18 protein-coding genes are annotated in these 25,649 nt (G+C 71.5%); 5 read left to right on the top strand and 13 right to left on the bottom strand.

Annotated elements, in window-relative coordinates:
• Nucleotides 1–4 precede the first annotated feature (4 nt).
• From ABZT04_RS24970 to ABZT04_RS25000, 7 genes are read right to left on the bottom strand one after another with little or no spacing between them, the layout of a single operon-like run.
• Nucleotides 5–1,600, bottom strand: a complete 1,596-nt coding sequence (locus ABZT04_RS24970; RefSeq protein ID WP_356059192.1) for a carbamoyltransferase C-terminal domain-containing protein — start codon at nt 1,598–1,600, stop codon at nt 5–7.
• Nucleotides 1,600–2,865, bottom strand: coding sequence for a hypothetical protein (locus tag ABZT04_RS24975; RefSeq protein WP_356059193.1), 1,266 nt, complete (start codon nt 2,863–2,865; stop codon nt 1,600–1,602). Before ABZT04_RS24975 ends, ABZT04_RS24970 begins: the two co-directional genes overlap by 1 nt.
• Nucleotides 2,855–4,372, bottom strand: coding sequence for a radical SAM protein (locus ABZT04_RS24980; protein ID WP_356059194.1), 1,518 nt, complete (start codon nt 4,370–4,372; stop codon nt 2,855–2,857). The genes ABZT04_RS24975 and ABZT04_RS24980 overlap by 11 nt, the downstream gene beginning before the upstream one ends.
• Nucleotides 4,373–4,419: 47 nt before the next feature.
• Nucleotides 4,420–5,928 carry an asparagine synthetase B family protein gene (locus tag ABZT04_RS24985; RefSeq protein ID WP_356059195.1) on the bottom strand — a complete coding sequence of 503 codons (1,509 nt, stop codon included), beginning with the start codon at nt 5,926–5,928 and terminating at the stop codon, nt 4,420–4,422.
• The gene (locus ABZT04_RS24990; RefSeq protein WP_356059196.1) at nt 5,925–7,136 is read right to left on the bottom strand and encodes a Moenomycin biosynthesis protein MoeGT1; all 1,212 of its coding nucleotides are present in this window, start codon (nt 7,134–7,136) and stop codon (nt 5,925–5,927) included. The genes ABZT04_RS24985 and ABZT04_RS24990 overlap by 4 nt, the downstream gene beginning before the upstream one ends.
• Nucleotides 7,126–9,066 carry an asparagine synthase (glutamine-hydrolyzing) gene (gene asnB / locus ABZT04_RS24995; protein ID WP_356059197.1) on the bottom strand — a complete coding sequence of 647 codons (1,941 nt, stop codon included), beginning with the start codon at nt 9,064–9,066 and terminating at the stop codon, nt 7,126–7,128. Before asnB ends, ABZT04_RS24990 begins: the two co-directional genes overlap by 11 nt.
• A 17-nt stretch (nt 9,067–9,083) precedes the next feature.
• Nucleotides 9,084–10,106: an NAD-dependent epimerase/dehydratase family protein gene (locus tag ABZT04_RS25000; RefSeq protein WP_356059198.1), complete on the bottom strand. Its 1,023-nt coding sequence runs from the start codon at nt 10,104–10,106 to the stop codon at nt 9,084–9,086.
• 384 nt (nt 10,107–10,490) lie between these two features.
• Here ABZT04_RS25000 and ABZT04_RS25005 point away from each other — a divergent pair, with 384 nt between their 5' ends.
• From ABZT04_RS25005 to ABZT04_RS25015, 3 genes are all read left to right on the top strand, one after another.
• Nucleotides 10,491–12,218: an ABC transporter ATP-binding protein gene (locus tag ABZT04_RS25005; RefSeq protein ID WP_356059199.1), complete on the top strand. Its 1,728-nt coding sequence runs from the start codon at nt 10,491–10,493 to the stop codon at nt 12,216–12,218.
• Between the two features lie 12 nt (nt 12,219–12,230).
• Complete coding sequence (locus ABZT04_RS25010; protein ID WP_356059200.1) at nt 12,231–13,952, top strand: ABC transporter ATP-binding protein; 1,722 nt, start codon at nt 12,231–12,233, stop codon at nt 13,950–13,952.
• 345 nt (nt 13,953–14,297) lie between these two features.
• A complete protein-coding gene (locus ABZT04_RS25015) occupies nt 14,298–16,601 on the top strand; it encodes an FUSC family protein (RefSeq protein WP_356059201.1) in 2,304 nt (767 codons plus the stop codon).
• A 91-nt stretch (nt 16,602–16,692) separates the two neighbouring features.
• On the opposite strand, the gene ABZT04_RS25020 is transcribed toward ABZT04_RS25015, so the two are convergent.
• Nucleotides 16,693–17,286 (bottom strand): NAD(P)H-dependent oxidoreductase, encoded by a 594-nt coding sequence (locus ABZT04_RS25020; RefSeq protein ID WP_356059202.1) that lies wholly within the window; start codon nt 17,284–17,286, stop codon nt 16,693–16,695.
• Between the two features lie 111 nt (nt 17,287–17,397).
• On the opposite strand from ABZT04_RS25020, the gene ABZT04_RS25025 reads away from it, so the two are divergent.
• Together ABZT04_RS25025 and ABZT04_RS25030 are read left to right on the top strand one after the other, a co-directional pair.
• The gene (locus ABZT04_RS25025; protein WP_356059203.1) at nt 17,398–18,234 is read left to right on the top strand and encodes a helix-turn-helix transcriptional regulator; all 837 of its coding nucleotides are present in this window, start codon (nt 17,398–17,400) and stop codon (nt 18,232–18,234) included.
• A 283-nt stretch (nt 18,235–18,517) separates the two neighbouring features.
• Entirely contained in the window at nt 18,518–18,964 is a 447-nt protein-coding gene (locus tag ABZT04_RS25030; RefSeq protein ID WP_356059275.1) for an ATP-binding protein, read from the top strand.
• 52 nt (nt 18,965–19,016) lie between these two features.
• Here ABZT04_RS25030 and ABZT04_RS25035 read toward each other — a convergent pair whose 3' ends face one another.
• The 5 genes from ABZT04_RS25035 to ABZT04_RS25055 form a co-directional block, all read right to left on the bottom strand.
• Complete coding sequence (locus ABZT04_RS25035) at nt 19,017–19,793, bottom strand: alpha/beta hydrolase (RefSeq protein WP_356059204.1); 777 nt, start codon at nt 19,791–19,793, stop codon at nt 19,017–19,019.
• Entirely contained in the window at nt 19,793–21,382 is a 1,590-nt protein-coding gene (locus ABZT04_RS25040) for a glycoside hydrolase family 43 protein (RefSeq protein ID WP_356059276.1), read from the bottom strand. The genes ABZT04_RS25035 and ABZT04_RS25040 overlap by 1 nt, the downstream gene beginning before the upstream one ends.
• A gap of 25 nt (nt 21,383–21,407) precedes the next feature.
• Nucleotides 21,408–22,589 carry an alginate lyase family protein gene (locus ABZT04_RS25045; RefSeq protein WP_356059205.1) on the bottom strand — a complete coding sequence of 394 codons (1,182 nt, stop codon included), beginning with the start codon at nt 22,587–22,589 and terminating at the stop codon, nt 21,408–21,410.
• 107 nt (nt 22,590–22,696) lie between these two features.
• Entirely contained in the window at nt 22,697–23,866 is a 1,170-nt protein-coding gene (locus ABZT04_RS25050) for a hypothetical protein (RefSeq protein ID WP_356059206.1), read from the bottom strand.
• The gene (locus ABZT04_RS25055) at nt 23,863–25,647 is read right to left on the bottom strand and encodes a hypothetical protein (protein WP_356059207.1); all 1,785 of its coding nucleotides are present in this window, start codon (nt 25,645–25,647) and stop codon (nt 23,863–23,865) included. The genes ABZT04_RS25050 and ABZT04_RS25055 overlap by 4 nt, the downstream gene beginning before the upstream one ends.
• Nucleotides 25,648–25,649: the final 2 nt, after the last annotated feature.

Consider the following 25,649-nt stretch of genomic DNA (forward strand, 5'->3'; position numbering starts at 1 on the left):
CGCCCTACGACGTGCTGGTCTGCCGGGGTTCGCTCCGGTAGGCCATCACGTCGTCGAAGACGAACAGGTCGACGGCGCTGTGCGCGAAGTCGTCCAGCACGTGCCCGGCCGTGTGCGCGATGGCCCGGCCCGGCCCGTTGAGCGAGGTGTTGATCAGCGCGGGGACACCGGTCTGTGCCTCGAAGGAGGCGAGCAGCCCGTGCAGCAGCGGCTGGTCGGCGCCCAGGGTCTGGATCCGGCAGGTCCCGTTGATGTGCCGGGCCTCCGGCGCGGTGCCCTCCGGCAGCTGGTACTCGAAGAGCATGTAGGGCGACGTCCGGCTGCCCGGGTAGAGCTCGGCGAAGCGTTCGTCGCGCATCACGGCCCCCAACGGGCGGTACCACTCGCGTTGTTTAAGGTCCTCGCTCATCCGCTTGCGCATGCCGGACACATCCGGGTTGCCCAGCAGCGAGCGGTGCCCGAGCGCGCGCGGCCCGAGTTCGGCCGCGCCCTCCGTCAGGGCCACGACACCGCCGTCCGCCAGCAGCCGGGCGACCGCCCCCACGTCGTACGGCACGGCCTTCAGTCCTGCCGCGTCCAAGGTGGCCAGGACCTCGGCGCGAGGTTCGCCGGTGCCGTTGCCGTACACGCTGAGCGGCTCGGGCCGTTGGCCCAGGAGGTAGGTGAGGGCGTAGATCCCGGCGCCCGCCAGGTGGCCCGCGTCACCGCAGGCCGGCGGGATGGCGATGTCGCGGCCGAAGGCCTCGCGCAACGTCGAGTTGGCGACGATGTTCAGGGCGCAGCCACCGCCGAGGGCGATCGGTCCCACGCCGGTGGCGGTGCGGGTGACGTGCCGGTCGAGCACGGCGTGCACGGCCTCGGTGAACAACTCCTGGAAGGTGGCCACGACATGGGCCGCCGTGTCGAACTCGGGGCGCTCCACCAGCTCGGCGCGCACCCGTTCGGCCAGCTCCAGATCGTGCATCACCCGGGGGTCCACCGCCCGCAGTTGCTCGCGTATGCCGATGTCCGGCTCGCCGTAGCCGCCGAGGGCCATCACCTTGCCGGTGACGCTGGGACTCCTCCCGAAACCCAGCAGGTGGCCGATCGCCGTCCAGCCGAAGCCGTTGCCGTACCAGGGCAGCGGGTCCTTCGCGATCCACTCCAGCCGGTCCTGCTCGACCCGGAACAGGGAGCTGCGGGTGAGTTGTCCGCGGCCCTCGTTGACCAGGACGAGGGTGCCGTCCTCGTGCCCCGCGTAGTGGGCGGCGAGCGCGGCGTGCGAGACCTCGTGCGTGACGACCACGCAGTCCACGGTCCGGCCGAGGAGGTCGCAGGTGGTCCGGTGGTGGAGCGCCCCGGCGTTGATCCGCTCCATCGCCCGGTCCAGGTCCGGAATCCGTAACAGGGCGCTGCGGACCGGGGTGCTGACCGCCACCAGGTCGATCCCGTCGGTGTCGACGGACTCCTGGGACAGCACGTGTTCGAGCGCGATGTCGCTGCGGTGGTCGTGCTTGACCCGGGTGAGCCGCTCGGTCTCGACGGCGAAGACCAGCCGCCCGTCCTCGAAGTAGCCGACGCCGGTGTCGTGTCCGGCGGAGTGGAGGGACAGTACCTTCATCAGGACTCCTGGTCAGCGGGTGTGAGGGGGTGGACGGCCGAGTACGCGGCCCACTCGACGGCGCGCAGCGGCCGGCCGGTCAGCCCGCGCAGGTACAGCTCCGCCCCCACCCCCGCGAACCACGCGAAGTAGACCCATTTGATCAGCGCCTTCTGGGCGCCGAGCCGCTGTCCGCCGGAGGCGTCGAAGCCGGTCAGCGGCCACATGCCGGCGAAGAGCACATGCCGGAAGTAGTGGCGGGCCACGGGCAGGGGCCAGTCGGCGAGGTCGACGAGATGGTTGAGGAGGATCCTGCGGATGCGCCGACGGGTCTCGCCCGCAGGACCGGCGACGTGATAGTGGCAGCGGGCGTCCGGTATGAGACGCAGCCGGGCCATCGGGTCGGGCAGGCCGGGATCGAGGAGCCGGAAGCAGACGTAGCCGTCGTCCGAGACATAGCGGCCGGGCAGTCCGCCGGAGACGACGTCGGCGGCCACCAGGATGCAGCAGCCGTGGGGGTAGTTGGTCGCGGGTGCCGCGATCGCCTTGGCGCGGGCCAGCAGGCGCGAGGTGGCGAACGCCTTGGTGTGCGGGATCTTCGTGGCACCGACCGCGCCTCGGCAGCCGGCCGCCAGGAAGTCCCGCGCCAGCCACGACAGACAGCCCGGGTCCAGGACCACGTCGTCATCGACCCAGCCGACGCCCGCGCAGCCGAGCAGTTCGGCCACCTCGATCGCGGCGTTGAGCGTGCGGGGCTTGCCGGGACCGGGCAACGAGAGCCCGCACACGGGGAGTCGGGGCAACCGCGCGCGGGCCCGGAGCAGCAGCTCCCGCAGCCGTCGTACGGACTCGGTCTCCTCCTCGGCCGTGGACCACTGCATGCCCACGAACAGCACGACGGGGGCGTCCGGCCGTTCCTCGGTCAGTTCGGCGACGCGCTCCAGCAGGGCGTCGAGGCGCTCCGACTGTTCGCCGAGGGTGCCTCTGGAGACGTAGGTCGGGGCGATCAGGGCGAGGACGGGGGAGCCGGCGCGCAGGGCGTCGGCCGCCGCGCGGGCGTCGGAGAGCGGGGGAGTCGGGCCGGACGGGTCGTCGGGCAGGAGGTGGCGCACCGGTACCGACCAGGACGTCGGTGGGCGGAAGCCGCGGGCGACGGTGGCGCGGACGTGGTGGGTGAGGAACGGTTCGCCGCGCCGCCGTCGGCCGTGGGCCGGCAGCGGGGTGTTGAGGTGGACGGCGGGGCCCGGCCGCAGCGAGCCGGCCGGGCGGGCGGTCTCAGAAGTCACGGTCGGTGTTGGAGGTCGACCGGGCCAGGCTGCGCAGACCGTCCAGCGTGTTGCGCCACTGGCCGGTCGAGGCCATGTGGGACAGCAGCGGCTTCGCCATGGAGCGGCGCAGGAAGAACGCGCGGTAGGCGGCCTGGGCGCGCCGCTGGGCGTCGGGCACCAGATAGCCGATCCGGGCGTCGAACTCGCCCCGCACGAACCGGTCCCAGTAGTCGGCGGGGATCTGCCCCGCGGCCACGGACTCGGTGTGCAGCGGGGTGCCCGGCAGCGGGGTCGCGGTGTAGAAGCTCGCGTAGTCCAGCGGGATGCGGCAGGCGAGGTCGATGGTGGCGCGGAACTGCTCGCGGGTCTCGCCGAGCCAGCCGACGATGAAGTAGCCGAAGCCCTTGATGCCGGCCTCGTGCGCCGAGGTGACGGCCCCTTCGATCTTCTGGATGTCGCTCTCCTTGCGCATCCGCTTGAGGATCTCCGGGTCCCCGTGCTCGATGCCGAACCGCAGCCGGACGCAGCCCGCCCCGGCCATGGACTTCAGGAGCGGCTCCGGCACCAGGTCCACTCGGGTCGGCGCCTCCCAGCGCACCTTCAGACCCTGTTCGCCGATGAGCGCGCAGATCTCCCGGACCCGGCCGCGGTGCAGGGTGAACACGTCGTCGTAGAACATGATCTCCTTCACCCCCCACCGGTTCTTCAGCTCCGTCATCTCGCCGACGACGTCCTCGGGGGAGCGGTACATCGACTTCTTGTCGACGGCCTGCTTGAAGCAGAAGCTGCACTTGAAGGGGCAGCCGCGGCTGGAGATCATCGTCGCGAAGGGACGCGGGGCCATGATCGAGTAGTAGCTGTTCATCGGCAGACCGTCGCGGGTGGGCCAGCCGACCTCCTCCAGGTTCACCATGGGGGCCGCGCCGCCGTCGTGGTCGCGGGTCACCAGGCCGCGGATGCCCTCCGGCTTCTCGCCCTGTTCCAGCGCCTCGGCCAGCTCCGGCATGATCGTGATGCCCTCGCCGACACCGACGTAGTCGATCGCGTCGTGGAAGAGGTTCTCCTGCGCGTAGACCTCGGTGTGCGGGCCGCCGAGGATGACCTTGGCGCCGGTGGACTTGGCCGCCTGGCAGGCCTCGACGGCGCCGGGCAGGCCGGGGGTGGTGGTGCTGACGCCGACGAGGTCCGGCGCGAAGTCGGCGAGCAGCTTGCGCAGTCCCTCGCTGTCCAGGCCGAGCGCGGGGGTGTCGACCTGGATGACGTTGTGGAAGCCGGCCGACTTCAGCGCGGTGTGGATGTAGCCGAGCCCGAGGTGCGGCAGGACACCGGCCCGCTTCTGTATCTGGGTGATCTGGCGGGTGTTGAGGCACAGGTCGTGGTGGCGGACCAGGGCGATCCGCAGGTTCCGCTTGCGCCAGCGCGGCAGGGCGGGGCGGCCCGGTGCCTCGGCGACGGCCGTCGAGCAGCCGCCCGACGCGCTCCCCGGCGCCACACCGGTACTGATGACGGGCAGTGTCTTCCGCATGATGTCTCCTCCTTCTGGGATCGTGCGGGCGGTGGTGTCGTCCGGACTCACGCGGTTCTCCCGGCCGCGAGGGACTCCAGTTGGAGCAGGTAGAGGGCCAGCGGCTGGAGCCGGCTGACGCGCTGCGGTGCCCCCGGACCGCGCCCGGCGGCCAGCAGCCGGCGCAGGACCCGGTCGTCCTCGCGCCACCAGTCCCGCTCCCTGTACAGGGAGTGGCCGAGCAGCCGGGTCAGGTACGCCAGCCGGTGCCCCACCAGGACGAGCCCGTGGCGCTGCGGAACGGCCGAGGCGAAGCCCAGGCCGGCGTGTTCCGGGAACGCCTTGTGCAGCGCCCGGTCGTGGAAGGTGCCGTCGATCAGGAAGCGGTGCGGCACCGAGGCCAGGTGGTCGACGAGCGCGTGGTCGAGGTAGGGGGTGTGGATCAGCGCGTGGCCGTCGCCGAGGGCGAAGGTGGCGAGGGAGATGGAGCGCCTGGTCCGGTTCCAGAAGAAGAACGAGCCGAGCGGGAAGGCGGCGTCGGCGTGCCGGGCCAGTTCCCGCACCAGCCGGGTGCGGGCCCGTTCGCGGCTCCACAGGACGCGGGTCCGGGGACCCAGCAGGTAATCGACGCGTGCTCCGGTGCGGCCGGCGGCCAGCAGCCGGTCCGCGAGCCCCGGCAGGTCCGTCACGTCGTACGGGTTCTCCCTGATCAGCTCGATGCTGGGGTTCTGTATCAGCTCGCCGCCGCCGACGCCGTCGTACCAGAGGGGGCTGTTGCGGCGCAGGAAGGCCCGCAGGGACAGGGTCCAGGCACCGTTCAGGGTGGCCATGCCCTGGGCCGGGTTGGCGATACGCTCCGCGTGGAACTGCGAGCGCGGCCGGGCGAGGGTGCGGTGCGGCAGGCCGAGGCGCCCGGCGAGCGTCGCGGCGACCCGGGCGTCGGCGCCCGGGTCCGGCGGGAACTTGGCGCCGCTGACGCAGAGCGCCGGTGGGGCGCCCTGACGGCAGAGCTCCATCAGGATGTGCCGGGAGTCCCGGCCGCCGCTCAGCGGAAGGACGTACGACCGCTCGGGCAGCCGGCGGGCCACGGCGGCGCGGAACAACTCGACGAATCCGTCCACTGCTTGAGCCGGGGTGAGGTCCGCTGCACCCGGCACGGGAAGTGCGGGCGAGTTGACCTCGGGCCCGTCGCGAGTCCACGTCAGTGTGGCGGCGGGCGGCAGTGCGCGGATCGCGGCGAAGGGGGTGTCCTCGGCGAGGAAGAAGCCCAGCCGGATGAAGACGGCCAGCGCGTCGTGGTCGAGTTCGGCGTTCTCGCCGGGCCGAAGCAGAGCGAGCGGATCGGTCGACAGGGCCAGGGAGCCGGTGTCGGCGCGGTAGTACAACGGGTGCATGCCGTACCGGTCGTTGCGGGCCAGGAGGCGTGCGCCGTCCCAGCGCCAGGCGGCGAAGATCCCTTCGGGCGGCGGACCTTCGGCCAGCGGGTCCCCGCCGAGGACGTGTCCGGCCAGGGCCTCGCCGTCGCCCTCGGCCCGCACTCCGCGTGCCGTGGCCACGAGCCGTAGCCGGGGCTTCACCGGGGCTCCAGCAGAGGCCGTACGGCGGCCCCGATCCGGGCGGCCACCGCGTCCTGGTCGAGCACCGATTCGGCGAACCCGATCGCGGACTTCTTGTGCATCTCGATCGCCGACGGGCGGGCCAGCCAGTCGTCGACGGTACGGAACAGGTCCTCGGGCCTGGCACACGCCCGGCCGAGGTTCTGTTCCTGGATGAGCCCCGGCACCCACTGCTCCATCGGCAGCCCCGACTCCAGCATCAGCACGGGAATCCCGAAGTAGGCGGCTTCCAGAGTGGTGTTGGGGCCTGCCTTCGAGACGAGCAGTCCGTACGGCGACCTGGAGGCGCGGTCGATGTAGTCGAAGTACTCGGCCTGGGTGAGCCGGCTGTGGAACCGCCAGTGCGCGAGCCGCGAGGCACCGGCGGCGGCACGGCGTGCCAGGTCGGGGTCGTCGTAGCCGACGAACACCAGGTCGGTGTCCGGATGGTGGGCGGCGATGTGGTGCACCAGCTCCAGATAGACGTCTCCGCCGCGGTTGCAGAAGATGATCAGCCGGGGGCGGCCGGAGTCGGTGTCCCCGCCCCAGGGGCCGGATGCCGGAGCCGCGGTCTCGTCGGTCATGAAGTCCCGCAGATCGTGCTGGGCGACCAGCGGTCCCACCACCCGCACCCGGTCCGCCTCACCGCCCGCCTGTGCGAGCAGGTACTCCTTGGCCCAGGGGAAACCCACCAGCGTCAGATCGGGATGCGGACTGCGGTGCAGCGGCAGTTGCAGGAGTCCCGGGTTGGTGACATGGCTGGCGACCCGGGTGGGCAGCCCCGCCAGTCGTACGGCGGCCACGCACAGCCGCGCGACGAAGCCCTTCGTGCCGACCACCACGTCCGGGGCGGTGGCGCGCAAGTGGGCGGTGAGCGGGCCCAGTTCGGTGATCTGCTCAGGAGTGGGGTCGGTCTCGAAGCCGGTGGGGAAACGTTCCTGGAGGCGGGCCATCAGGCCCATGTAGCGCCGGGTGCGCTCGGTCGCGTCCGGGCTCTCCAGGGAGATGGTGCGGATCTCGGCGCCGGCCTCGCCCAGCCAGGGCAGGATCGGTTCCGCCTCCAGCAGGGTCACCTCCGCGTCGACGGCGCCGCGCAGCACCCGGGAGAACCGGGTGGCGGCGAGGTAGTTGCCGAACTCCCCCCAGGTCCGGGGGGACAGTACCTGGATGTGCGGTCGGTCAGGGCGCACGGTGGGACTCCTCGGTGAGGTCGAGGCAGGCGGGGGCCGGGGTGGGCGTGGACAGCGTCTGGTGCCAGAGCTGGTAGGCCAGCAGGGCCCACAGCTTGCGCGAGGTGTCGCGACGGCCGCTGAGGTGGTCGTCGGTCAGCAACTTCACCGCCTGCGCGTCGAACAGGCCGCCGCGGTCCAGTGCGGCCGGGGACAGGGTGTCCAGGAGCAGTGGACGCAGCTCGTCGCGCAGCAGTGCGGCCAGTGGGGCGCGGAAGCCCAGCTTGGTGCGCCGCACGATGTCGGTCGGCAGCCAGTCGGCGGCCATCCGGCGCAGCAGGTACTTGCCGGTGAGGCGGCGCAGCTTCAGCGCGGTGGGCAGTGTGTTGCCGTACTCGACGAGGTCCAGGTCGAGGAAGGGGGCGCGCAGTTCGAGGGCGCTGCGCATGCCGCCGCGGTCCGTCTTGGTGAGGATCACGTCGCGCAGGAAGTGGGCGACGACGGCGAGTTGGCTGCGCTGTACGCCCGTCAGGCCCCGATGGCTGTCCAGCAGCCGGGAGATCTCGGCGAAGGGGTCGTGACCGGACAGCTCCGCACGGGCCTCAGGCCGCAGCAGTCCCGGCACTTCGGCCGGGCCGAACGGGGCGGTGGACAGGTAGAACCGGTGCTCGGGCGCCGCGCGCAGTCCGCGTGCCAGCAGACCGAGGGCCGCGGCGGCGGGCAGGTTGCCGGACCGCGCCGGCAGCGCGCGTGCGAGGGTGCGTGTCAGGGCTTCCAGCCGGGGGGCCGGCATCAGCCGCAGCAGCAGCTCGATCGCCCGCTCGGCCTGGAAGTACCGGTAACCGAGGAGCAGTTCGTCGGCACCGTCCCCGGTGAGCGCCCCGCGCACATGCCGCCGCGCCGCCCGGCAGACGATGCGGGTGGGCAGCAGGGAGGGGTCGGCCAGCGGCTCGTCGGCCCGGGCGTACTCCGACTCCACCACGTCGGCGAGGTCACGTCCGCCGATGCGGACGACATGGTGCTCGGTGCCCAGGTGCCGGGCGACCGCGCGGGCATGGGCGCTCTCGTCGAAATCGGGGTGCTCGAATCCGGCACTGAACGTCAACAACGGTTGCTGCGGAGACAGTTGCTGGGCCACGGCGGCCACCGCGCTGGAGTCCAGCCCGCCGCTCAGCAGCACCCCGAGGCGGCGCTCCGTGCTGGTGACGCGCCGGGCGACCGCGGCCCGGAACAGCTCCTCGAAGCGTGCCGTGGCCTCCCGGACGCTCGGCGCCGGTGCGGACGGCGTCAACCGGGGCCGCCAGAACTCGACTTCGCGCAGCTCGCCGTCGCGGTACTCCAGATAGCTGCCGGGGCGGACCTTGTGCACACCGGACACCGCCGAGCCGGGGGCGCAGAACGCCTGGAGCGTCAGATAGCCGGCCAGGGCCCGGACATCCGGGGCGGTCGGGGCGTCGGGATGGCACAGCAGCGCGGTGAGTTCGGACGCGAAGGCGATCCCGCCGGGGACACGCGTGTAGTAGAGCGGCTTCTTGCCCATCGGGTCGCGGACCAGCGCGGTCGTCGCGGTGCGCGCGTCGTGCAGCACGAAGGCGTACATGCCGCGCACCTTCTCCAGCACCTTCATGCCGTACCGCTCGTACAGTTCCACGAGGACCTCGGTGTCGCTCCTGGTGCGCAACCGGGCGCCCGCGGCGCGCAGTTCGCGGCGGAGTTCCTCGTGGTTGTAGATCTCCCCGTTGAGGACGAGCGCGGTGGCCCCGCTCGCGGACACGAACGGCTGCCGGCCCCCGGCGGGGTCGACGAAGGTCAGCGCGCAGTGCGCGAAGGTCACGCCCCGGTGGTGGCACCAGTTGCTGCCGTCGGGGCCGCGGTGCGCCACCGCCGCCAGCATCCGTCCGGCCGTGGCCCGGGCGGCCTCCCCGCCGCCGCTGAGATCGCTGAATCCCACGAAGCCGCACATGGCGGCTACGACCGGTGGGTGGGCGCCATCCCGGCCGACGAGGCGGTCTCGCGCGACGGGGTGCGGGCGAGCGACCGTCGGGTCCACTCGATCTGGGTGGCCAGCCCGGCGCGCAGATCCGTCCGCGCGGTGAAACCGAGGTGGTGGAGCGCCCGTCCGACGTCGGCCGTCGTGGCCCGTACGTCGCCGATGCGCGCCGGACCGTACCGCGCGTCCGGCGTTCTTCCGGTCAACTCGCCGGTCAGGGCGAGGACTTCGTTCATCGACACGGCATGTCCCGTGCCGATGTTCAGGACGCGGCTGCTCGTGCCGGGCGCCGTCGCGGCGAGGGTCAGCGCGCGCACGATGTCCGAGACATGGACGAAGTCGCGGATCTGGGTGCCGTCGCCGTAGACCTCGATCGGCCTGTTCTCCAGGGTGGCGCGGATGAGCCTGCCGATGAACATGTCCGGGCGCTGTCCGGGGCCGTAGACGGTGAAGAACCGCAGAGCACTCACCGACAGGGCGGCGTCGCGGCGGGCCGCGAAGGCGAGGGCGAGCCGCTCGGCGGCGAGTTTGGTGACCCCGTAGGGGGACAGCGGACGGGGGAGGTCGTCCTCGTTCATCGTGCCCTCGGCGCCGCCGTACACGCTGGAGGACGAGGCCATCACCACGCGGGGCACTCCGGCCCGGACACAGGCGTCCATCAGTCGCTGGGTGGCCAATACGTTGCAGTGGAGATACTCCGGGAATTGCGTCCAGGACGGCCGCACGCCCGGCAATGCGGCTAAGTGAAAGACCGCGGCGGCATTTTCCAGACAGGCCGAAAGATCGGTACTGGCGAGGTCGGCACGGATGCGATGGAGAGAACCCAGCTCGGCGGATGGCGGGATTTCACCGGTGCCCCAACTCGCTTTCCGGTCGATGCCCACCACGTTTGTGCCGCCGCGCCGCAACGCCTCGACGAGATGAGATCCGATGAAACCCGCGGCGCCGGTGACCACCGCCTTTCTCGCGGCCGAGACCCCATCCTGTGCGTCACCCGACATGGAGAATCCCCCTTGGTTCCGTTGGTGTCCGGTCGTTCAAGGCGGTGCTCTGCGCTGGTGCCGTCTCCGGGCTCCGGTCCACTGCGGGTACGACAACTCGTCCGACCCGGAAGCACGCGGGTGTCGGCGGAATATGGCCGAGAAGAGTTGGTACGCAGTGACGGCAGGCAAGGGTGAATTGCCCGGAAGACCCGAGGATACTAACAGCGCGATGAATCAGCGGCAACGGTGTTGTGTAGTGCGTAAGTCCGGCATGAAGCGGCCGTTCGTATTCCGTATGTGTACGGCGGTCTCCCTATGACGAGTTCGGCGGGGGACGCGCCATTCCCAACGCCCGGTAATGGACTTTATGCTGAGGCCTTCCGCAGCCCGGGGAGGGACGCGTTGGCAGCCAGTCCGTTACGACAGCTCTCCGTCCTGTTCCGCTATCTGCGCGGGGAAAAGCCGTCCGTCCTCCTCCTCGCGGTACTCGTCCCCCTGGGCGTCGGACTCCAGCTCGTGGCACCGCAGATGCTGCGCCGGTTCATCGACCACACGCTGTCCCGGAGCCCGTCGGGCGCCCTGGTCGCGGTGGCCGCCTGGTATCTCACGGCGGCCGTCGGGCTGCTCGTGGTGACCATCGGCTCCGACGCCGTCGGCGCGCGGCTCGCCTGGCGCGCCACCAACCGGCTCCGCGCCGACCTGGTGGCCCACTGCCTGCGCCGCCCCTCCCGCTTCTACCAGCGCCACCCGCCCGGCGAACTCGTCGACCGTGTAGACGGCGACGTCACCCGCCTCGCCGCCGTCATGTCCGCGCTGGTCCTGGAAGTGCTCGCCCAGATCCTGCTGGTCGTCGGCATCCTCGCCGCCCTGCTCCTGCTCGACTGGCGGCTCGCGCTGCTCTTCGCGCCCTTCGCGGTGGGAACTCTCCTGCTGCTGCGCCGACTTGTCGGCCGGGCCATGCCCTTCGTCGCCGCCCGGCAGGCCTCGGCCGCCGAACTCCTGGGCTTCCTGGAGGAACGCCTGGCCGGCGCCGAGGACCTGAGAACCAACGGCGCCTGCGCCCACACCCTCAGCGCCCTGGAGACACGGCAGAGCGACCTGTACCGGCGGGCGCGACACGCCGCGCGGGTCTCCGTGCGCTGGCCCGCCACCGTGCAGGGCCTGTCCACACTCAGCGTGGTCCTCGCCCTGGTCGTCAGTGTCTGGCTGCACGGCCGCGGCCAGCTCTCCACCGGCACGGCCTTCGCCTGCCTCTCCTACGCCATGCTCCTGCGCCGCCCGCTGCTGGCTGTCACCACCCGCTTCCACGACCTGGAGGAGGCCGCGGTCAGCGTGCAGCGCCTCAACGAACTGCTGAGCCAGGACGACGACGTCGTACGCACCGGCACCCACCGCCTGCCCGAGGGCCCGCTGGGCGCCCGGCTGGACCATGTGTCCTTCGCCTACGACCCCGGTGAACCGGTGCTGCGGGACGTCTCCTTCCGGCTGCGCCCCGGGGAACGGCTCGGCATCGTCGGCCGCACCGGCAGCGGCAAGTCGACCGTCGTACGGCTGCTGTTCGGACTCCAGCATCCGGTGACCGGCGCCGTCACCGTCGGCGGACAGGACGTGGCCGGACTCGACACCCGGGCGCTGCGCGGCAGGGTCGCCCTGGTCACCCAGGAGGTGCAGATCATCCACGCCACGCTCCGCGACAACCTCACCTTCTTCGACCACTCCGTCGACGACCGCCGCGTGTGCGCGGCGCTGGAGGACGCCGGACTCACGGACTGGCGGCACGCACTGCCCGACGGCCTGGACACCGTGCTGGGCGCCGGCGCACGGGGCATGTCCGCGGGACAGGAACAACTCCTCGCGCTGGCAAGGGTGTTCCTGCGAGACCCGGCCGTGGTCCTGATGGACGAGCCGACCGCCCGGCTCGACCCGCACACCGAGCGGCAGCTCATGCCCGCGATGGAGCGGCTCCTCGAAGGCCGCACCGCCGTCGTCGTCCAACACCGGCCGCACGCGCTGCGCACCGTGGACCGCGTTCTCGTCCTCGACGCGGGCACGGTGGTCGAGCACGGCGAGCAGACCGCTCTCGCGGCCGACCCGACCTCGCACTTCCACGAACTGCTGCGAGCCGGCTGACGGGGCGGGAAAGTGGCCGACATCGACGTACGGGGCACGCTCGGGCGGCTTGGGACCGTGCTGCGAGGTTCGACCGGCGCCTACTGGACGCTGACCGGACTGTGGGTCCTCCTGCGGGCCGGGACACTCGCCGTCGGGCTCCTGTTCCAGCAGCTCTTCGACGCCCTCGGAGCCGACGGCGGGGTCTGGCCGCTCATCGCCTGGGTGGCCGCGATCGAGGGCGCCCGGCTGTGTCTCCAGTTCGGCGTGATGATCAACCGCCTGGAGCCGCGCGTCCAGTACGGCACGACGGCTCGGCTACGGCGGGAACTCCTGGACTCCGCCCTGCGCGGCCGGGGAGCCGCGGCCCGTACCACCCCGGGGGAGGCCCTGCGGGTGGTGGGGGAGGACGTCGAGGAGACCGGCTTCTTCGTGGCATGGGCGCCGACCGTCGTCGCGCAGTGGCTGTTCGTCGGCGCCTCGGTCACCGTCATGATGCGGATCGACGCCCTGGTCACCGGTGCGCTGCTGGTGCTGCTGGTCCTGATCACGGTGGTCACGGCGGCCGTCCACGGCCGGTTTCTCCGCCACCGGCGAGCCACGCGCACCGCGTCGGCCGAGGTCGCGGGCGCCCTGCGAGAGGCTGTCGGAGCCGTGCAGGCGGTGCAGGCGGCCGCCGCCGAGGAGCATGTGGCCGCGCACATCGACCGATTGAACGCCTCCCGCGCGAAGGCGGCCGTGCGCGAGGAACTCTTCGCGGGCCTCCAGCGGACCGTGATCGGCAACGCGGCCCCCATCGGCATCGGCGTCGTCCTGCTGCTGGCGGCGGGCCGCGCGCACAGCGGGGCGTTCAGCATCGGCGACCTCGCCCTGTTCACCTTCTATCTCCAGATCCTCGCCGAGGCACTGGCCTCGATCGGCATCCTCTCGGTCAGGCTGCAGCGGGTCTCCGTGGCCCTGGGCCGCATCGCCGACTTCCTCGGCGAACGGCTCCGGAGAGAGGCCGAGGAACCGGCGCCCGTCCCTCAACGGGCGGATGGGCTACGGGAATTGACCGTCCGCGGGCTGACCGCACGCCATCCCGGATCGGGACGCGGCATTGAGGACGTCGACCTGACCGTCGTACGCCACTCCGTCACCGTGATCACCGGCGGCGTCGGCTCGGGCAAGTCGACGCTGATACGGGCAGTCCTGGGCCTGGTGCCGCACGAGCGGGGCATCGTGCTGTGGAACGGGGAACCGATCGCCGATCCCACGGACTTCCTGGTACCGCCACGCTGCGGCTACACCCCCCAGGCCCCACGCCTGTTCAGCGGATCGCTGCGGGACAACGTCCTGCTGGGCCTGGACACCCAGGGCGGGATCTTCGAGGGCGTCGCGCACACCGCGGTCCTCGGCCCCGACGTGGCGGCCATGCAGGACGGCGCCGACACCGTCGTCGGCCCGCGCGGCCTCAGACTCTCCGGCGGCCAGCTCCAGCGGACGGCGATCGCCCGGATGCTGGTCCGGCGTCCCGAACTCCTGGTGCTCGACGACGTCTCCAGTGCCCTGGACCCCACGACCGAGCAACTCCTGTGGGAGCGGCTGCTGGACGGCTCGGTCACTGTCCTCGCGGTGTCGCACCGGCCCGCGCTGTTGCGCGCCGCGGCCCGGGTGGTGGTGCTGAAGGAGGGGCGCGTGGACGCCGCGGGGACACTGGACGAAGTCCTGGCCCGGTCCGCCGAGATGCGCCGGATCCAGGCCAACCGGGCGTAGAGGGCGGCTGGTTGGGGCCGCGGACGACGATCGAGACGTGCTGGACGAGAACGTCTCCTGTACGACGTCCTCGGCCTGTTCGAGCACGCTCCACTCAGTTCGTGCCCACCGGTGCCGCCTCCGCGCTCTTGTCGGCGGGAGTCAGCGTCAGCCAGGCCAGTTGCGCGGTGGTGGCCATGTCCTTCCTCACGTTCGTCATGGCGGGAAGGTCTGGGGCCGGCTCACCGGGGCGAGCGGGCCTTCGTCATCGAACCGCGATCGAGCAGTGTGCGGGCAGCGTGAATGTCGGATACTCGTGATCGGCGGGGCACGTGGGTGCTGTGTCGACAGGAGGTGCGTGGGCGCATGGCGATACCTTGGCGCGTCCTGGCCGGACGGGTCCCCACCTGGTTGCGCGACCATGATCCTGGGCTCGCGGCGACCCGCCGGGCCGCGCGCACCGCGCTGGTGATGCCCGCTCTGTTCGCCCTGTGCAGCCAGGTGCTGGACTCCTCGACGATGGCGACCTACGCGGCGTTCGGTTCGTTCTCGATGCTCCTGCTGGTGGAGTTCACCGGCCCCATGGTGCAGAGGTTGCGGGCGCACGTGGGGCTGGCCGTGGCCTGGGCGGTCCTCATCTGCCTCGGCACGCTGGTGGCCCGGACGACCTGGCTCGCGGTCACCGTCATGGTCCTGGTGGGCTTTCTGGTGCTCTTCTCCGGCGTCGTCAGTTCCGTTCTCGCGGGCGCGACGACCGCGCTGCTGCTGGCCTTCATCCTCCCGGTGACCTCACCCGCCCCGCCGGCACAGTTGCCCGACCGTCTGGCCGGAGCGGGCCTCGCGGCGGCGGCAGCCATGCTCGCGATCTCCCTTCTGTGGCCCCGGCCCGCCGCGGACCCGCTCAGCGCACCCGCCGCCCGGGTCTGCCGCGCGGCCGCGGCGCAACTGCGTACCGACGCCTCATGGCTGGCCGGCGGTTCGGACGCGCCCACCACCCGGCAGTGCGAGGTCACCGCCGGCCTGGCCGCCACGGCGGCGGCGGACCTGCGGACCGCCTTCGACGCCACGCTCTACCGGCCCACAGGTCTGTCCTCCGGATCCCGCGCACTGGTCCGGCTGGTCGACGAACTGACCTGGCTGAGCGCGATCGTGGCGGACAGCGGCCCGCCACTGGAGGACCGCCGTGACTGCGACGCCGACGCGCATGCCGTACGGCGGGCGGCGGCCACGGCCCTGGACGAGGCGGCCGACATGCTCGACGCCCCGCGCAACGCGCCCGACGCCCTGCGCGCCGCTCTGGTGAACCTGCGCAAGGCCATGGACGGCATGGAACTCCGGGCCACGCACCGACTGCCCGTGCACGAGCCGAAACCCGGCACGGAGTCGGAGGTCCGCGCCTTCATCGAAACCCTCGATCTGTCGTTCCGAGCCCAGGAGTTGGGGTTCGCCACCCTCCAGATCGCCGGCAACGTGGACCTGGCGGCGGCCGCCGAGCGCCGTAGCTGGCCCGAGCAGTTGCTCGGCACGGAACCGGGCGCGCTGACGCAGCCGCTGGCAGCCGCCGTCGAGCGCGCCGCCGCACACCTGGAGCCGCGCTCGGTCTGGCTGCACAACAGCCTCCGGGGTGCGCTCGGCCTGGGCATCGCGGTGGCCCTGGCGGACCTGACGAGTGTCCAGCACTCGTTCTGGGTCCTGCTGGGGACCCTGTCGGTGCTGCGTTCCAACGCCCTCAACACCGGGCAGAACGCGCTGCGGGCGCTGGGCGGCACGCTGGTCGGCTCGCTCATCGGGACCGGACTGCTCCAGCTCATCGGGCACCACAGCACCGTGCTGTGGTTCCTGCTCCCCGTCGCCGTGCTCGTCGCCGGCATCGCCCCCGCCGCCATCTCCTTCGCGGCGGGTCAGGCGGCCTTCACCGTCACCCTCGTCATCCTGTTCAACATCGGCCAGGACCCCGACTGGCACATCGTGCTGCTGCGGATCGAGGACATCGCCCTCGGCTGCGCGGTGAGCGTCCTGGTCGGCCTGTTCTTCTGGCCGCGCGGCGCCGCGGCCGCCGTCGACCGGGCGCTGTCGGCCGCGTACACCGAAAGCGCCCGCTACCTGGCCGACGCGGTGGAGTACGCGGCCAGCCGCTGCAGCATCGGCTGCGTCCCGACCGACGCCCCGGTGGAGGCGGGCCGGCGGGCGGCCGCCGCGGCCCGCCGACTCGACGACGCCTTCCGCAGCTACCTCGCCGAACGCGGCGCCAAGCCGGTACGGCTGTCCGACATGACCACCCTGGTCACCGGGATCGTAGGACTGCGCCTCGCCTCGGACGCGGTACTGGGACTGTGGCAGCGCAACGGCGGTGAGGAAGGGGAGCGACGGATCGAACCCGATCGCTCCGAGGCTCGGCTCACGCTGCTCGATACCGTCGGCCGGGTGGCCGACTGGTACCGCGATCTGGCCGCAGGCCTGGGTCGGCACACTCCCGTGCCCGTTCCGCTGTCCCGCGACGCCGACGAGGAGGCACGCCTGGTCCACTCCTTGCGCCGCGACCTGCGCGACGACGACGGACATGCCACCGCGACAGCCGTCCGCATCATCTGGACCGCCGACCACCTCAACGCGGCGCGCCGCCTCCAGCCGAGTCTGGCGGCCGCGGCGAAGCCGAGCGATCCGGTGTGAGGAGGCGGGTGGGGTTCAGAGTTGTGCGGCCGTGCGGACCAGTCCGGCGAGCGCGACGGAACGCGATGTGGGGCACGCCCAGGAGCCGCGCTCACCCCGGGTAGGGAACGGCGTCGCGTGCCGACCGGAGTGCGGTCGCCCACCAGGCCAACTGGTCGAGCACGGTCCGGGCGTACACAGGGGATTGGGGATCCAGCGGGCGGCCGTCCTGCCACGCCGTGAAGTAGTTCGGGAAGGTGAGACCGTCGCGGATCGTCACCGCGTGCAGTTCGGTCAGCACGTTCTCCAGATGCAGCACCGCGTGCCGTCCGCCCGCCGCGCCCCCGTAGCTGACGAAGGCGACCGGCTTGGCCGCCCACTGGGTGAAGTGCCAGTCGATCGCCGCCTTCAACGACGCGGGATAGCTGTGGTTGTACTCCGGCGTGACCACGATGAACGCGTCGGCGCTCGCCAGGGCCGACGTCAGCGCCGCCATTCCGGCCGGGCGCGGGTAGTCGTCGCGGGCGTGCTTCGGCGAAGCCGCGGGCAGCGTCAACGGGATGTCGAACTCGGCCAGATCGACGACCTCCGCATCGAAAACCCCGTGCAGGCCGACCTGTTCGGCCACCCACGAGGCCACCAACGGGCCGAACCGTCCTTCACGCACGCTTCCGACGACGATCACCAGATGAGGTCTGTTCTCCATGCCCACCACGTTCGGACAGCCCCGCGCTCCCAGCCAGACCGTGCCCAGGCTGGCCCCCGCAGGGCCACTCTGAGCACTCCGCGAGGAGCGGCACCGCCGTAAGCTCACGCCATGGGTTCGCCGTTGGGGGATTTCATCCGGACCAAACGAGACAGCATCCAGCCCCAGTCGCTGGGGTTGCCCGATCGCGGCCGGCGCAGGTCACCCGGCCTACGGCGCTCGGATCTCGCCACGCGGGCCGGTATCAGCGTCGAATACCTCACCCGCATAGAACAGGGCCGTGACCGCAACCCCTCGGTGGCGGTGGTCCGCGCCCTCGCCGACGCGCTCGGCCTCGACTCGGCGGAGCGCGACCACCTGCGCTACCTCACGAAGATCACTGGCGGCACATGCTCCGCTCACCGTCGACCCGGGCCGCCGCCCCGCGAGGTCCGTCCGTCGATCCTGGAGACGCTCCGCCTCCTCGAACCCGGGATCGCCCTGGTCACCAACCGACTTGGGGATGTCCTCGCCCACACCAGCGGTTACGGGTCGGTGGCGCACGGAACCGGACTGCTCGACGCCGACACCCCGAACCTCACGCGCTACGTCTTCACCGACCCCCGCGCCCGGACGTTCTTCGCCGACTGGGACGACGTCGCCGACGAGCAGGCCTTCGACCTGTGGCTCGGAGCGTCCGCGGGGAACGCCGAGTGGTTCACCACGGAACTCGCCCGGACCGCCGGCCCCGATTTCACGCGCCGCCTGAACCGGCACATGGTGCCCCGACGCGGGGCACTCCGCCTCAACCACCCTTCCGGGTGCGAACTCCACCTGCTCCGCGAGACGCTCGAACTCCCCTCGGACGCCCAGCAGTTGATCGTCCTCCTCCCCGCGGACGACGACACGGCCCAAGCGCTCGACGAACTCCGCCGCCGGTCGCACGGTCCTCTCCGCGCCATCTCCTGACACACCCGGAGGGTGCCCCGCACCAGGCGACACGGCTGAGCCGACGGGGCCGGGGTACCCGAGACAGTGATGAACGCGGTGCTTTGAGAGAGGAGCGTCATGTCGGACGTGATGGAGCGCATCAAGAAGTTCGCAAGGAGCCCGCAGGGACGGCGCACAGCCGAACAGGTACGCCGAGCCGCTGCCGACCCACGCCGTCGGGCCCAGGCGCAGCGCCTGCTGGCCAAACTACGTGGCCATCGCTGAGCACACCCGCCCACGCTACCGAGGGGAATTGATCGCTGTGGAAGGTTCATCACTCCGGGCAGTGGGCTGGGCCCGCACGCTTCCATTGAACAGCGAAGTGAAATCGGCCCGGGACTGGGCACGCAAGCACCTGGACGCGCTGGGCTGGACCACCTCCGCGCCGGAAACCGCGGACGCCGTACTGCTCACCGTCTCCGAGCTGGTGACCAACGCGCACAGGCACGCCCACAGCAGCGCCCAGTTGGTGATGACGTGCGACGACCACTGTCTGCATGTCTCCGTGCACGACAAATCCCGGGAGCTGCCCACTCCCCGCGAGGCCGACACGGAGCGTCTCGGCGGACGCGGCATGCTCCTCGTGGACGCCGTGGCCGATACCTGGGAAACGCGGCCCTGTCCGCACGGCAAGTCGGTCAGCGCCTGTTTCCACGTACCCGACGCGGGGCCGCAGGCGGCGCCGCGGGACACGCCGGGGCCGAACTGAGCTCATCCCCGCCTACGGCGTCACCCGCAGTGGCGCCCCGCCCCTGGAAGACTCACTCGCCCGTCGCCCACTCCCGGATGAGCCGGACGGTGTCCTCGGGCCGCTCCTCGTGCACGTAGTGGCCGACCCCCGGCCAGTGTTCCACGCGTGAGCCGGTGACGTGCAGGGTGCTTCTCTCCCAGGCGGCCATCTCCGCCGCCGTCCACACCGTCAGCGCCGGCTGGGTGCGGCGGCGCAGGTACGCCTCGCTGTGCGGGCGAACGCCGACCGCCTCCGGATCGGTGTACATACCCGCGTACGCCTGGGCGATGACGTGGTCCGGGGTGCCCAGTATGGTGCGGACATGGGCGGTGCGCAGTCCGGGTGGGGCCTGGTCCGAGAAGGCTCCGGCGACGAACTCGGCCGCCGCGCGGGCCCCGTGCTTCCGGTACTCGGCCAACCGCCCCGGGATTCCGTCCACTTCGGCACCGTGCGCGCCGTGGGCCGGGTCGAGGGCGACGACCGAGCGGACGAGGTCCGGGTGCCGTACGGCGAGCAGGTTGACCACCTGGACGCCCATGGAGTGGCCGACCGCCACGACCGGGCCGGTGCCGAGCGTCTCCACCAGTGCGGCCAGGTCGTCCGCCATCTCCACCGGCGTGTTGCCCTCGTCCGGTACCTCGGAACGGCCATGACCTCGCAGATCCGGGACGACCACCCGGAACTCCTCCGCCAGCGCCTCGGCGTGCGGCGACCATTCGCGGCCGTCGCCGCCCCAGCCGTGCACCAGGAGGAGGGCCGGGCGGTCGGGGGAACCCAGGCTGGTGGTGAACAGCCGGATACGGCCCATCAGTTGTGGTCCTCCTGGTACTCGTAGGTGGCGTAGGCGAAGTCGGCGTGCGCACCGGCGCCGTCGAGGTCCTGGACCCACAGGCCCAGCATGGCTCCGGTGAACCCGAGGACCCGGAGCTGTCCGTCGTGGAACTCGTCGGCGTGTTCGTCGGACAGGACGGTGGCGTCGAGGTCGAGGGGCAGGGGGTGGGGCGCGCCGTCGTCGCCGGTGCCGTACGCGAATCGTAGGTGCGGGCCGTCGAGTTCCGCGCGCAGCGTGACCGCGCGTGCCGGTTCGAGCGGGATCTCCACCGGGTGCGCCGTGATCCGACCTGCCGCGCAAGTGAGAGCCGCCAGTACCGGACGGCCCTCGTCGTCCGCCGTCACGTACAGGTAGTGCCAGTTACGGGTGTTGTAGTAGGCGGTCAGTCCGGCCAGGTGGTCCGGGGTGCGGGGCGCGAACGTCACGCGGGTCTCGAAGGAGCACCGCTGTGCGGTGACGCGGCGGGCCACCAGGCTGGGGGTGCGGCGGCCGGCGGGGGACTGGCCGCCGTGGATCCGCAGCCGCCCCGGCGCGGGCTCGACCCAGTCCGGGGTCGCCGGGCGGCGCAGCGTGGACCAGTCCGGGCCGAGCCCGTCGAAGCGGTCGGTGGTGGACGCGGCCGACACCGGCGCCGAAGGCAGGTCGGGAGCCGGTACGGTCGGCGCCGGTACCCCGCCCGCGATGCGCGGCCAGCCCTCCTCCGTCCAGCTCACCGGTTGCAGGGCCGTCTCCCGGCCGAGTACGCACCGGCCGCGTTCCGTGTACGGGCGGGCGGTGATGTGAGCGGCGTACCACTGCCCCTTCGGCGTCTCGACGAGCGAGCAGTGGCCGGCCTTCTGCAGTTCCAGGGAGGGGTCATGACGGGCCGTCAGCAAGGGCCCCGACGGGTCGGGGAGGTAGGGGCCGAAGAGGTCGCGTGATCGGGCGGCGGCGGCGCCGTGCTCGTAGCCGGTGCCGCCCTCCGCGTGTACGAGGTAGTACCAGCCGTCCTTCTTGTACAGGTGCGGTCCCTCGGCGACCCCGGCCGCCGTGCCGACTGAGATCGTGCGGGGCTCGCCGAGCAGGGTCTGTGTCGCGCGGTCGTACTCCTGGATCTCGATACCCGCGAACGACTCCCGCTCGGGCCGCCAGTCGAACCGCATGTTCAGCAGCCAGCTCCGTCCGTCGTCGTCATGGAAGAGGGAGACGTCGAAGCCGCGGCCGTGCAGTGGCACCGGGTCGGACCAGGGGCCGTCGATGGAGGGCGCGGACGTGACGTAGTTGGGGAGGTCCTTCCACCCCTCCGCGTAGGTGTCGACGACCGTGAAGACCAGGTGGAAACGGCCGTCCGCGTACGACAGTCCGGGGGCCCAGATGCCTCCGGAGTCGGGTACGCCGGTCAGGTCGAGCAGGCGTCGGCTGTCCAACACCCCGCCCAGCGCACGCCAGTTGACCAGGTCCCTGGAGTGGTGGACGCGCACGCCCGGGTACCACTCGAAGGTCGAGGTGGCGATGTAGAAGTCGTCGCCGACGCGCAGGATCACGGGGTCGGGTTCGAAGCCGCGCAGGACGGGGTTGTGGATCAAGGGAGTTCCGATCACGAAGGGAACGTCAGAGCGAGAACAGGAGGGTGCCGAAGCCGGGTTGGTCGCACTGGGTGGGCGCGCCCTCGGGACGCAGGTTGCTCGCGACCTGCGCGGTGTAGGGGGCGGACTTGCCGGCTCGTTTCACGTAGTGGTTGTACGCCATCTCGTAGATGGGCTTGAAGGAGCCGCGCCCGTCGGTGCCGAGGGCCGACCAGTGCCAGTTGCAGCGGCCGAAGGTGGCGTCGTACGGGACGGTGTTGCCGAGGTTGTACTTCGCCGTGTACTCGAAGCCGGACAGCAGCAGCGAGCTGGAGGCGCCGTACAGGTCGAGGCCCTGGATCCAGCCGGTCTGGCAGATCTCCGCGAGCGAGCCCAGGATCAGCTGGGTGTGGCCCTGGTCGCGGCCGGACTCGCAGCACTGGCCGGTGCCGGACTGGATCAGCTTGGTCAGCGCGCAGCAACTGTTCGTGTAGAACGCGTTGTAGGCGTCGTTGAACAGGGTGAGGTTGTTGCAGGCGACCGCGATCTGCATCATGCCCTTGAGGCCCATCAGGCCGTAGCCGCCGTCGCCGTAGATGTTGATGAGCGGCACGAAGATGTTCTGGAACATCGCGACGGTGGCGTCGAGTTCGGACTGCGACCAACTGCCCGCCGGACCGGTGTAGTGCATGATCTCGACGGCGGCGGCCAGTTTGGCACCGTAGATTCCGGCGGCCAGCTCGGCGTCGGCGCCGTTGATGGTCTGCAGCGCGTTGGTCCAGGACTTGATGATCTCCAGGGCCTTGTAGGCGTGCGCGGTGTCCTGGGTGATGTACCACATGAGGGCGTTCTGGTAGGCCGCGTTGCAGTCGTACCAGAGTTCTCCGTTGCCGCTCTCGGGGCTGGTGCCTCGGGTGACGGTGGCCCGGCCGCCCGCGACGACGTACGAGGACGAGGAGAAGAAGTCGGCGGCGAAGGCGGTGTAGGCCCCGGCCCAGGGGGCGGTGCCCGCCGCGACCTTGCTGCGCATGCGGTTCAGATCGGCGAGGCTGTGCAGGACGCCGGGGTGGGTCAGGCTGGTCAGGCCGGAGGTGACGGCGGCGGCCTGGTTCGCGCCGGCCAGGGCTCCTGCGCCCGCCAGGCCCGCGGCGCCAGCGCCGACGGCGGTGAGCTTGAGGAAGCGGCGGCGGGTGGGCGGGGTGGCGGGGACGGACTGCGGCTCGTTCAAAGGAGGGTCCTCTCGCACTCGGCGTTGAGTGGTGAAGAAGGGGAGGGGGAAGGGAGCGGGCCGGTGCGGTCCCCTGTACTGCACCGGCCCGAGTTGTGGGGGGAGGGTCAGCCCCGGTACAGCACGAGCGTGCTGTGCGGGCCGATCTTGGGGCAGTGGCCTGCGCCGATCTTCTTGCCGGTGGCGAGGTCACGTGCCGGGCCGAAGTCGGTGCGCGCCGGCAGGGTGAACACCTTGTCGCTGCTGGTGTTCATGGCGATCAGGTAGTCGCCGTACTCGCAGAGATAGAAGGGCGCGCGGCCCACGAGCATGGTCTCGACGCCGTCGAAATGGACGCCGAGGGTCGGGTCGGGCACGTCGGCCGGGATCGGCGCGAGGTGGTAGACGTCGCCCGCGAGGGCCTGGTGGAGCGTGTCGCCGGGGGGCGGGAAGCCGCCGGGCGGGATCCCCGCCGCGCCGGGGTCGTTGATGGCGTAGTCCCACAGGATCCAGTCGCGGGCGGTGAACGTCTCGGAGGTGGTGCCCGCGGTGCGCTGCCGGATGGTGGCGGAGCGCTGGTCGGTGGGAGTGACCTGGTGGACACGGGCGTAGTTGTTGACGCCCTGGCGCGCCCGCCAGTACAGCGAGGCGAAGAGGAGTTCCTTGCCGTTCTTGATGGCCACGCAGCCGTTGTCCTCGTCGGTGACGACGAAGTCGGGCCGGTCCCAGCCGGTCGGGATCCGGGCGGGGCGGGCGGCCAGCGTCTGGAAGGCGTCCCAGTCGTGGGAGACGAACCGCAGGGCGTTGAGGCCGACGCGGGTCCAGGTGTGCTCTGCCTGGAGGCTGAGCTGGGTGTAGAGCTGGCCGTCGGCGATCATCTCCTGGGTCCAGCCGACGATGTCGGGGTCCTTGAAGGCGACCGCCGTCATGAGGGGGTTGGAGTCCCAGGCGGTGCGGGAGGCGTAGCCGATCTCGCCGGGGTAGACCTCGTTGCGCCAGCCGATGACGGTCTCGATGCGGGAGATGCGGCAGCCGTCGCCGTCGACGTCGATCACCCGGAACGCGCCGCGTGCTTTGGTCATCTTGACCATCTGCTCGCGGAGTTCGGGCGCCTCCTGGCCGCCGTAGCCGCGCGTGACGGACTCGTACATCATCACGAGCCAGTCCATGACCTCGCCGTAGTTGCCGACGAAGCCCAGTTCGCGGGTCAGTCCCGCCTTGGTCACCTGGTAGTAGCTCTCGCCGAGCGGCTTGGTCGGGTTGCCGTCGGCGTCCTCCGGGCCGAGGTAGGGCGTCATGCCGAGCGACTGGTACAGGTAGTCGCGCGCCTTCGCCTCGGACAGGGCCAGGCTCGGGGCGAGGAGACCCAGCCCCGGTTGGTCTGGTAGAGGCCGATGGCGCAGATCTGGGACTGGTTGCTGTAGTGCGGGAAGTGCTGGCGCCAGTAGTCCCGGCTGGACTTGAGCATGTCGATGTACGCGTCCTTGCGCACCGGCGGCACGGGGGTGTCCGTGGTGGTGGGCGCGACGAGGGTGACGTCGTCGAACCAGGCGCTGCCGGGGCCGGTCAGACGCAGATGAAGCTCGATCTGGGTGGCGCCGTCCGGGGTGGCCAGGTCGACCGACACGTACTCCCAGTCGTGGGTGCCCGTGCTCGCGTACACCTTGTGGTCGCTGCCGACCAGAGTGCCGCTCGCGTCGAAGAACAGCGGGTCGATGTGCGCGCCGAGACCCGTGACCCCGTCCGTCTTGATCCAGGCGCCGTAGGTGTAAGTGCCCGCGCCCACACGGGTCCTGGGCGCCGAGTAGACGTAGCTGTAGTCGTCCGCGCCGGTGGCCGTCAGCTTGAGGGAGGCCGAGCCGGAGCGGGCCACCGTGGTGTCGCGGGCCCACGTTCCACCGGGCGCCCAGCCGGGCTTCTCCCAGCCGGTGGGGGTGTCGGCGCCGTCCTCGAAGCCGGGGTTGGCTATCGCGTACGGCGAACCGGTCACCTGCGTGTCGAGGCGGTCGCCCAAGTGCTCCCAGAGCAGGGCCAGTACGAGCCCGACCCGGCCGAAGCCCTGCCACTGCTGGTCGGAACCGGTGAGGACGGTGGCGTCGGCCTTCCACGCCAGATAGCGGCCGTCGATCGCCTGGAGGACCCGGTCCACGGCGGCGTCCTGCTGGTAGGCGGGGCTGCCCGACCAGAGATAGCCCTCGGCGAGGGACTGCATCGCCCAGCCGTCCAGGGTGGCCGGGGTCGCGCCGGTGAGGAGGTACGCCTGGTCCTTCTGCACCCGGGCCTTGATGGAGTCGAGGATCTCCTCGCCGCCGGTGCGGGTCTTCGGCGTGGGCGCGGGGCCCTGGACCTCGCCCTTCGGCGGGACGAAGCGGGGCTCGGTGTGGGTGTAGAGACGGTAGATGCCACGCGAGGGCGTGGTCATGTTGTAGTAGAGCTGGTCCTGGTTCTGGCCGTAGGACCAGATGCGGCCCAGCGCGCGGATCTCCAGCGACACCTTCTTCTTGCCGGCCGTCATCTTCTCCGGCAGCGGCAGGGTGTGGAAGAAGAAGCGGCCCGGCGCGCGCGGCGCGGTGTCCAGGATGTCGAGGCTGTCGACGGCGCCCTGGTCCTGGTGGCCGACCTGCTTGCCCTCGCAGAAGAGCTGGAGGCGCCACATGTTCGTGCCGGAGGCGGCCTCGGGCGAAGTGTCGTCATAGTCGTCGCCCCACAGGCGGACGGTGACGTAGGTGGTGCCGGTCGGGCTGACCGCGACCTCGAACTTCAGGGTGCCGCCCGCGTACGAGGCCGGCTCGGTCGGGTTGAGGACACGGGCGCGCTGGCCGAGGCCGCCGGTGACCGTGTCGGAGAGGGCGGCGGTGAGCTGGTGCGCCGTCTCGGAGCGCGCGTCGCCGAAGACGAGGACGTCGAGCGGGGCGCTGCCTCGCGCGGCTGAGGTGTTCTGCTCGGCCGCGAAGGCGGGTGTGCCGGCGGTGACCGGTAGGCCGATGACGGCGGCGGCGACACCGGTGGCCCCGGCGTACTTGAGCACATTACGTCTGCCGGGTGCGCTGGGCACGGTTGTTCTGGGTGCGTCGGGCACGG

The organism is Streptomyces sp. NPDC005492, assembly GCF_040605995.1.
Classification (GTDB): Bacteria; Actinomycetota; Actinomycetes; order Streptomycetales; family Streptomycetaceae; genus Streptomyces.

Excerpts from the sequence above, each read along its gene's own strand:
- ABZT04_RS25000 (WP_356059198.1), bottom strand. The coding sequence starts at position 10,106 with ATGTCGGGTGACGCACAGGATGGGGTCTCGGCCGCGAGAAAGGCGGTG.
- ABZT04_RS25050 (WP_356059206.1), bottom strand. The coding sequence starts at position 23,866 with ATGACGCCCTACCTCGGCCCGGAGGACGCCGACGGCAACCCGACCAAG.
- ABZT04_RS24980 (WP_356059194.1), bottom strand. The coding sequence starts at position 4,372 with ATGCGGAAGACACTGCCCGTCATCAGTACCGGTGTGGCGCCGGGGAGC.
- ABZT04_RS25035 (WP_356059204.1), bottom strand. The coding sequence starts at position 19,793 with ATGGGCCGTATCCGGCTGTTCACCACCAGCCTGGGTTCCCCCGACCGC.
- ABZT04_RS25020 (WP_356059202.1), bottom strand. The coding sequence starts at position 17,286 with ATGGAGAACAGACCTCATCTGGTGATCGTCGTCGGAAGCGTGCGTGAA.
- ABZT04_RS24970 (WP_356059192.1), bottom strand. The coding sequence starts at position 1,600 with ATGAAGGTACTGTCCCTCCACTCCGCCGGACACGACACCGGCGTCGGC.
- ABZT04_RS25015 (WP_356059201.1), top strand. The coding sequence starts at position 14,298 with ATGGCGATACCTTGGCGCGTCCTGGCCGGACGGGTCCCCACCTGGTTG.
- ABZT04_RS25025 (WP_356059203.1), top strand. The coding sequence starts at position 17,398 with ATGGGTTCGCCGTTGGGGGATTTCATCCGGACCAAACGAGACAGCATC.